The organism is Corynebacterium sp. MSK012 (assembly GCF_030232435.1).
Taxonomy (GTDB): Bacteria; Actinomycetota; Actinomycetes; order Mycobacteriales; family Mycobacteriaceae; genus Corynebacterium; species Corynebacterium jeikeium_D.
Window position 1 is genome coordinate 1 of sequence record NZ_JASPJU010000020.1, and the last position, 7116, is coordinate 7116.

At 60.8% G+C, this 7116-nt stretch carries 6 protein-coding genes; 2 read left to right on the top strand and 4 right to left on the bottom strand.

The features are described 5' to 3' along the window. Window positions 1-147: 147 nt before the first annotated feature. A complete protein-coding gene (locus QP977_RS10885) occupies window positions 148-1290 on the top strand; it encodes an alpha/beta hydrolase (protein WP_070827787.1) in 1143 nt (380 codons plus the stop codon). Between the two features lie 133 nt (window positions 1291-1423). On the opposite strand, the gene QP977_RS10890 is transcribed toward QP977_RS10885, so the two are convergent. The 3 genes from QP977_RS10890 to QP977_RS10900 form a co-directional block, all read right to left on the bottom strand. Further along, the gene (locus QP977_RS10890) at window positions 1424-2065 is read right to left on the bottom strand and encodes a DUF3239 domain-containing protein (protein WP_070827789.1); all 642 of its coding nucleotides are present in this window, start codon (window positions 2063-2065) and stop codon (window positions 1424-1426) included. Between the two features lie 25 nt (window positions 2066-2090). Next, the gene (locus tag QP977_RS10895; protein WP_016423319.1) at window positions 2091-3794 is read right to left on the bottom strand and encodes a DNA repair helicase XPB; all 1704 of its coding nucleotides are present in this window, start codon (window positions 3792-3794) and stop codon (window positions 2091-2093) included. Between the two features lie 148 nt (window positions 3795-3942). Continuing rightward, window positions 3943-6459: a helicase-associated domain-containing protein gene (locus QP977_RS10900; protein ID WP_284847304.1), complete on the bottom strand. Its 2517-nt coding sequence runs from the start codon at window positions 6457-6459 to the stop codon at window positions 3943-3945. A 74-nt stretch (window positions 6460-6533) separates the two neighbouring features. Between QP977_RS10900 and QP977_RS10905 the strand changes: the two genes are divergently transcribed. Continuing rightward, window positions 6534-6722: a hypothetical protein gene (locus QP977_RS10905; RefSeq protein WP_016423317.1), complete on the top strand. Its 189-nt coding sequence runs from the start codon at window positions 6534-6536 to the stop codon at window positions 6720-6722. 214 nt (window positions 6723-6936) lie between these two features. Here the strand turns inward: QP977_RS10905 and QP977_RS10910 are convergent. Then, window positions 6937-7116, bottom strand: a 180-nt coding sequence (locus tag QP977_RS10910) for a hypothetical protein (protein WP_284847305.1), incomplete at its 5' end; no start/stop codon positions are given.

Here is a 7116-nt window from a genome sequence, read left to right on the forward strand (position 1 = left end):
TCGTGGTAGCCAGTTCCCGTGTGGGGTTGGGTGCTGCGGCCCACTTTTGTTTTACCCACAGGTAAACGGAATTAACTAAGCGTCGATCGGATCCTCGGTTTCCTCTTTCAGTGAATCCTCGTGGCTTCTCTGTGGCAGACTGTCTCTATGACTAATCAGACACCTAACTCCGATGTGGTTAACCTCGCTTCTTCTGAGGACGAGGCTCAAGACAACTTCACTCCCGTAACGACCGAAGAAGGTAAGCTACAACAGCTTATTGAATGGCTCGAAGAACACGTCTCGGCCTATTCCTACTTGAGCGAGGTTGTCCCCTTGGGTGCCTCTGAGGAAGACATTAAGAAGGCTCGTGCGTCAGTCAATGACCGCGGCGCTCGTATGCCAGACGCCATTATTCACGGTTCGATGATGGTCCTGGGGGCGGCTGTCAACCACTCTTCGCCATACCTTGCGTATGCCGACGGCAAGGTAGAGGTGACGGATACGACGGTGGGGGATAGTCCTAGCGTTCCGGTTCGGGTTTTTGTCCCGCAGGATCCAACCGGGTCTGTGGTAGTTGCTGCACACGGCGGCGCTTTCTGGATGGGTGACGGCAGTCTGCGTGAGAATTCCTTCGGCCCAAATATGGCTGCCCTGGCAGCCCGATCGGGCGCAATTGTTGTGGATGTGGATTACCGTCTCGCGCCAGAGCATAAAGTATCTGAGGCCGTCAATGACATCGCGCGGGTAGTCGCATCTGTTGCAGATGATTCGTTGCAGCTTCAAAAATTGGGTGCAATGCCCATCAGTGATCAGAACCCGATAGTTCTCTATGGTGTCTCTTCAGGCGGCCACAACGTTGTTTCCGCGGTGGACCAGATTAGTCAAGACACTCCGGTTGCTCTGTTGCTCGTTGCCCCGGCTCTAGACCTGCGTGGTGCTCCTGCGGTGTGGTTGCAGGCATTCTTCGGCACCTCTGATGATTCGGCAAAGGAAGTGTCACCGGGATTGCATGAGCCGTCGCGAAGCATGCGTGTCCACGTTCAGGCGGCCTCCCGCGATACTGTCGTTCGGCCAGCTACCGAGTACCTGAAGAAGGTCGAGGAGGCAGGTGGAGACGCCACTCAGGCGGTATTCTTGGCGACTCACCAGATTGCGGTTCCAAAGGTTCAGCGTGAACAGATTACGGACGCGGCGCGGTTCATTCTAGAGGCCACTCACACGGAACGTGAGCTGCCAGAGGACCCGGCAGGTGAATACGATAAGGAAGCGATTGACCGGCAGAACGAAGAGTCCTGGGGCAAGAGCTAGTCAACCCGTTTCAGTTCCTAATGGCGCTCTCGCTGTGCATGTGAGCACCGCAGAGGGGAGCGCTGCTAAGGGAAATCGGGGGGGCGGGGCGGCAACAGCTCAGTGCCAAAAGGTCGGGGCTAACAGCCCCCGACTAGTTCAGCGGCAGGAGATTGCGCTTCGTTGCGTGTACCTCTTCCACCCGGTCGATGTTGCATTCGAGCACATTCCAATCGTTGACAGGAATATTGCGCTGGGCTTGGGCAATGATTGACTTGTCTGGAGTGGACCACGCGAGCGGCACTGGGGTGATTTCGTCGTAGAACTCGGTGCGGCTCTTGTGTGTACCGGCCACAGCAACAGCTGGCACCTTCGCGCCCACGCGGCGGGGAACACCGGAAATCGTGGTGACCGTACGTGTAGCCAGGGCCGGGACGGGCTCGCCATCGGAGGGGGTTTTACGCATGTCCACCAGGGTCATCAGCACCATGGTCCGCTCATCCACACGCGCAATCATGGCCGGAACCAGCGGGGATTCGTCGTAAAGCTCTTGCGGATCCTTAATTGCGCGTCGCACCTGGAAGGTAACGCCGACGTAGAGAGCTGCGAGGGCGAAAAGCATAACCGCGCTGCCGATAACAAACGGCGTGCGGTCGAAAACTATTAGAACCAGCACAGCGCCGACGAGCAGCAGAGCAGAGAAAATGCCGGAGGAGATGAGCAGTCGGCGGGCATCGCGGTAGTACTCGTTGTTGGCGTTGGTGTGCTCGCGGTTGACGGGGAAGTGAAAGTTCATGGCAGTCCTTTAGTTATCCAGTTTTCTAGGATTCCGAGCTAGCGGTGGAATCACCGGGCAGGGAGGGCCCGAGGTACTCGTCTGCGTCGACGATTCGGTAGGCGTAGCCCTGTTCCGCCAGGAAACGCTGGCGGTGAGCTGCGTATTCGGTATCGAGCGTATCGCGAGTCACCACCGAGTAAAAGACGGCGCCACCACCATCGGACTTCGGGCGCAGGAGACGCCCCAGGCGCTGTGCCTCCTCCTGTCGGGAACCGAAGGTGCCGGAGATTTGCACGGCGACAGAGGCTTCGGGAAGGTCGATGGAAAAGTTCGCAACCTTGGAGACCACCAGCGTGTTGATCTCGCCGCGCCGGAACTTCCCAAAGAGCTCCTCGCGTTTGGCGTTGGACGTCTTTCCTTCGATGACGTCGACGCCGAGCTCTTCGCCGATCTCTTCGAGCTGATCCAGGTAGGCACCAATCACCAGAGCGGGTTCGCCCTCGTGTCGGGCAAGGATTTGCTTGACGACGGGAATCTTCGTCGGCGTCGTTGCGGCCAGACGATACCTGTCGGAGGCCTCAGCCGTGGCGTAGAGCATGCGCTCGGACTCGGTCGGGGTCACGCGGACCTCAACGCAGTCAGCCGGTGCGATCCAGCCCTGGGCTTCGATGTCCTTCCACGGGGCATCGTAGCGCTTCGGGCCAATCAGGCTGAAGACATCGCCCTCGCGGCCATCTTCGCGCACCAGGGTAGCGGTGAGCCCCAGTCGACGGCGCGACTGCAGATCCGCACTCATTCGGAACACAGGAGCGGGCAGGAGGTGGACCTCGTCATAGATGATGAGGCCCCAGTCGCGGGAATCGAATAGCTCGAGTGCGCGGTATTCTCCCTTAGTCTTGCGCGTGACCACTTGGTAGGTCGCAATGGTGACGGGGCGAATTTCCTTCTTTTCGCCGGAGTACTCGCCGATTTCGTCCTCGGTCAGCGAGGTGCGTCGCAGCAGCTCGTCGCGCCACTGCCTGCCGGCGACGGTGTTGGTGACCAGAATCAAAGTGGTGCGCTGCGCGTCTACCATGGCCGCCGCACCGACGATTGTCTTGCCTGCGCCACAGGGCAGCACCACGACGCCGGAGCCACCTTCGCGGAAGGAATCAGCCGCCATGCGCTGGTAGTCGCGCAGTTCCCAGGTGTCGTGGCCTCCGGTGCCCTGATCCTGCCAAGCGATGGCGTGTGCCTCACCGTCGATGTATCCGGCGGTGTCATTGGCCGGCCAGCCGACCTTCAGCAGCTCCTGTTTGATACGGCCTCGCTCGGAGGGGTGCACGGTCCAGGTGTCGGCATCGATTTGCTCACCGAGCATCGGACGTATCTTTTTGTGCTTGGTCACCTCGGCCAGTACCGCAGGGTCGTGTGAAACCAGAATAAGGCCGTGAGCTGGATGCTTGGTCAGGCTCAGGCGACCGTAGCGGTCCATGGTCTCCGCGACGTCGATAAGCAGCGGCTGTGGGACGGGGAACTTGGAGAAGCGCTCGAGGACATCGACCACCTGCTCCGCGTCGTGACCGGCGGCGCGGGCATTCCACAGCGCCAGCGGGGTGATGCGGTAGGTGTGCACATGTTCAGGAGCACGTTCGAGCTCCGCGAACGGTGCCAGCGCCGCGCGTGCCGCATCCGCCTCCGGATTATCGACCTCCAGCAGCACCGTCTTGTCCGATTGGACGATCAGCGGACCCGTGCCGAAACCCATTATTTCCTCGCCTCGCAGACATTCGACCAAAAATAAGCTAAAGGTCAATTCTGCCACGATTACGCAGAAGATGCGGCACGGGCTCGAATCATCCCGAACCGCCACATTCGCTTCTGCATCGCTTTACGACGGTCCGCGCGCCCGCCGCCTAGTCGACAGGATGTACTTCGGTAATGCGATGCAGCAGGAAGCGCAGCACTTGACTGGTGGCCGGGTCGATAGCATCGACCTGCCCACCGGAGACGGTGACTGGGCGCACGCGCTTGCGGCCGGGTTTGCCGTTGCGGTCAACGTAGCTCAAATACAGGTCGTCGCCATGGCGAGCCGCGCGCTGCAGAAGCTTGAACGCTTCGGTGCCGGAGGCGTAGTCGCTCGTGCCACCGGTGCTAGCGCTGGCACCGGCAGCCGTGCCCGTACCTGTCGCCGAATCCGCAGCCGAGCCAGAGACCCCAGCAGTGTTGCCACTGGCTGCAGTGCCACTGGAACTACCAGCGTGCTCAGCAGCACGGTTGCCATCGGCAATAGCCGTCAACGCCTGGCTGATGCGTTCCGGTTCGGGCATCGTTGTACGCGCAGTAGGCACCGGAGCTGGCGCCTCAATGCGGCAGGGAGCGCGACCGAGATCCAGCACCAAACCCTCTGCATCTTCGGCGATGATGGAAAAGCCCGCATTTCTAGCGGTCTCAATCACCTGGGCAAGCGGGGCCTGGCTAATTAGCACCGTTTCGGCAATCTTCCGCAACGCCAGGCTTTGCCCAGCCTGGTGACTCTGGAATGAGGCCAGCAGGGCCGGATCGTCACAGCGGATAAACGAAGCTGCGGGGCCACCGCGGAGACGACCGTGGCGGCGGGCGACGTCGTCAAGCAAATAGGTAATGGACTGCGGCACCTCGCCGACGGCGTAGCGCGAAAGAAACTCCGAGATATCGGCGGCATTGATGCCGGCGTCGAGGGCATCGCGAAGGCTGTCTTCGGTCACGCGGTAGACGCTGGCGAGGCCGGGAGATTCCAGCTGCGCAATCGAACTGAGCATGCGTTCCATCTCCGGGGATGCGGGGCCCGGTACGACGATGGTGTTGTCCGCCTGAACCATCAGGTACGAGGCGTTCGGCGGCAAGAGGTTGTTGCAGGCGGCACGCAGATCGTCGAAGGCCTCGGCAGTGCCGGATTCGATGAGCGCGACCGTGGCTTTGCCAACCTCGCTAAGGCCGACGGAAATCGTTTCCACGCCAGGGTCCCGCACGACGATGCCGAGGGCGACCAGCTCGTCGACCACGCCACTGAGCGCCTCGTCCGTGCACCTCGCGTTGGTAATCGGGTAGTAGTAGGCGGCGCATTCACGCAGGTCGGTCAGAGCAACGATGTCGTTGTCGCTTGCCGACGACGCCACCTGCGCACAGCAGGCCAGCACCATTTCCCGGATTGACGGTACCCCGGAGAGCCGAGCTTGTGGGGAGAGTAGAGCAATGCGCTTGCCTTCCTCATTGAGCTGGTCGACCCGCCAGGGAGCTGCGTCGCTAGTGCGAGTGCCGACCGTCAAACTCACCCACCGGTCAACCAGATCGGCGTCGAGGAAGCCGTCGGCTGCCAGCGTGGGGGCGAAATAGTCACCACCGCTGTCGTGCAGTGGCAGCGGATGTGGAGTACCGACATGAACCAGGCCCGCTGCACTGAGATTAGCCACGCCGCGAGCCAGCTCCGAGATGTCGACGCCGAGCTCCTCGATGAGACTGCGGGTTTCCCGTACTCCAATGACACCGTTTTTCAAGGTCGGCGCGGGGTCGGTTCCCAGCAAGTCCAGCAGGTCAGTCGCCTGTCGCAAAGTTTCCCAGGCAGTGGCGGCAGCACGGTCGTTACCGCTGGCGACCACGTGGGTAGCGGGGGTTTCGGGGCGCAGGGGGACGTCGTCGTCGGCAAGCCCGACTCCACGCATAAGCGCGCGAACGGTGGCGGGCAGGCGAACGGTGCCCTCGTCGATGCGTTCGAGCAGGCCGGCGTTGATGAGCGCTGGGACCGGCAGCGAAGGGTCGGCATCCGGATGAGCGTCCTTTGTGACGCCGAGCCCTCCGGAGTTGGCGAGGGTATCCAGGAGACGCTGCTGCCTGTCTGTGACCTCGGTGAGTGCCGTGCGTAGCTGGCTGCGGCTGGGGCCATCGGGATTGGGCAGAAGATACCAGCCAGGTGGCAACGAGGTGGCGACCTCATCGCTGAGGCAGAAGTAGTCCTGCCAGGGCAGAGGCTTCTTGCGGGTGGACTTGCCGGTGAAGGTGCCGCGGGGGCCGGGACCGTTGCCCCAGATGAGTCCGTATTCGCGCAGGGTATCGAGGCTTGTCCGAATATGCGTGGCCGTGGGCCGTTGATTGGCGGGAACCTCTGCTCGAGAGAGTAAGTCGAGAATGTAGTCGATGAGGGCGTCCGCAGTGACGGGTTCGGCGTCGGCACCGAGGTCAGCGGCAGCCTCAATGCAGGCGAGCTCCAGTGCGGGCAGTCTGGTCAGCGCGCGGGAGACAGAAGCGCGGAGCTGGAGCCTTGCCGCTAGCACCTGGGAAGACTTCGGCGGTGGCGACAGCGCATCGGGGCGATTGCTGAGGATAGTGCCCACAAATTGGTCTGGTTGACCTGCCAGCCAGTCGGAAAAGAGTGCAAAGGGGGTGGTGCTAGTCATGACAATCCCCACTTTAGTGAGATTTAAGGAGGGGAGAAGGTGACTGGGGAGAAAATTTTTGGGATAATCTCAGCATGGCTAACGTTGCAAAGAAATCCTATGTCGATCCCGGCTGGCCGAAGGACCTCGAGCCTGGTCAGCACGCTGTTACTGAACTGATTGCTCACCACGCTGGTGCAGATTCGCCTTTCGGCGACATTGAGTTCCCGGTTGATCCGGAGACTCTGGGTTACGTGCACCCGACCACGGTGATTAACAAGTAATCTTTTAGGTTCTTAGCAGAGCTACATCTGCTGGAGGCCCGCAGCCGTGACTGCTAGTTCAGTCATGGCTGCGGGTTTTCACATCAGTGGCCTCGGGGCGGGGGCTTGAGTAGGGGCGCTTGAAGTGGGGCTGGACCTTATTCAAGCCCGTTTCCGGTCAATCCACCGGAATGGCCCCCATGGATGCGAGCTGCAAATGTGAAACTGTGTAAGTTTATGACACTTTCAAGCCATTTTTCGGGCCATTTTTGTCATAAACGCAGTCACTAACTCGCGTTGGCACGCCGTCGCCAGCCATAAACGCAAGCAGTAACTCAGGGTTAAGTAGCAAAAAGTGTGTCCGCTCGGCGTGTTGCGGGGCGGGCACACCGTTTGTTACTTCATGGGGCCTTTT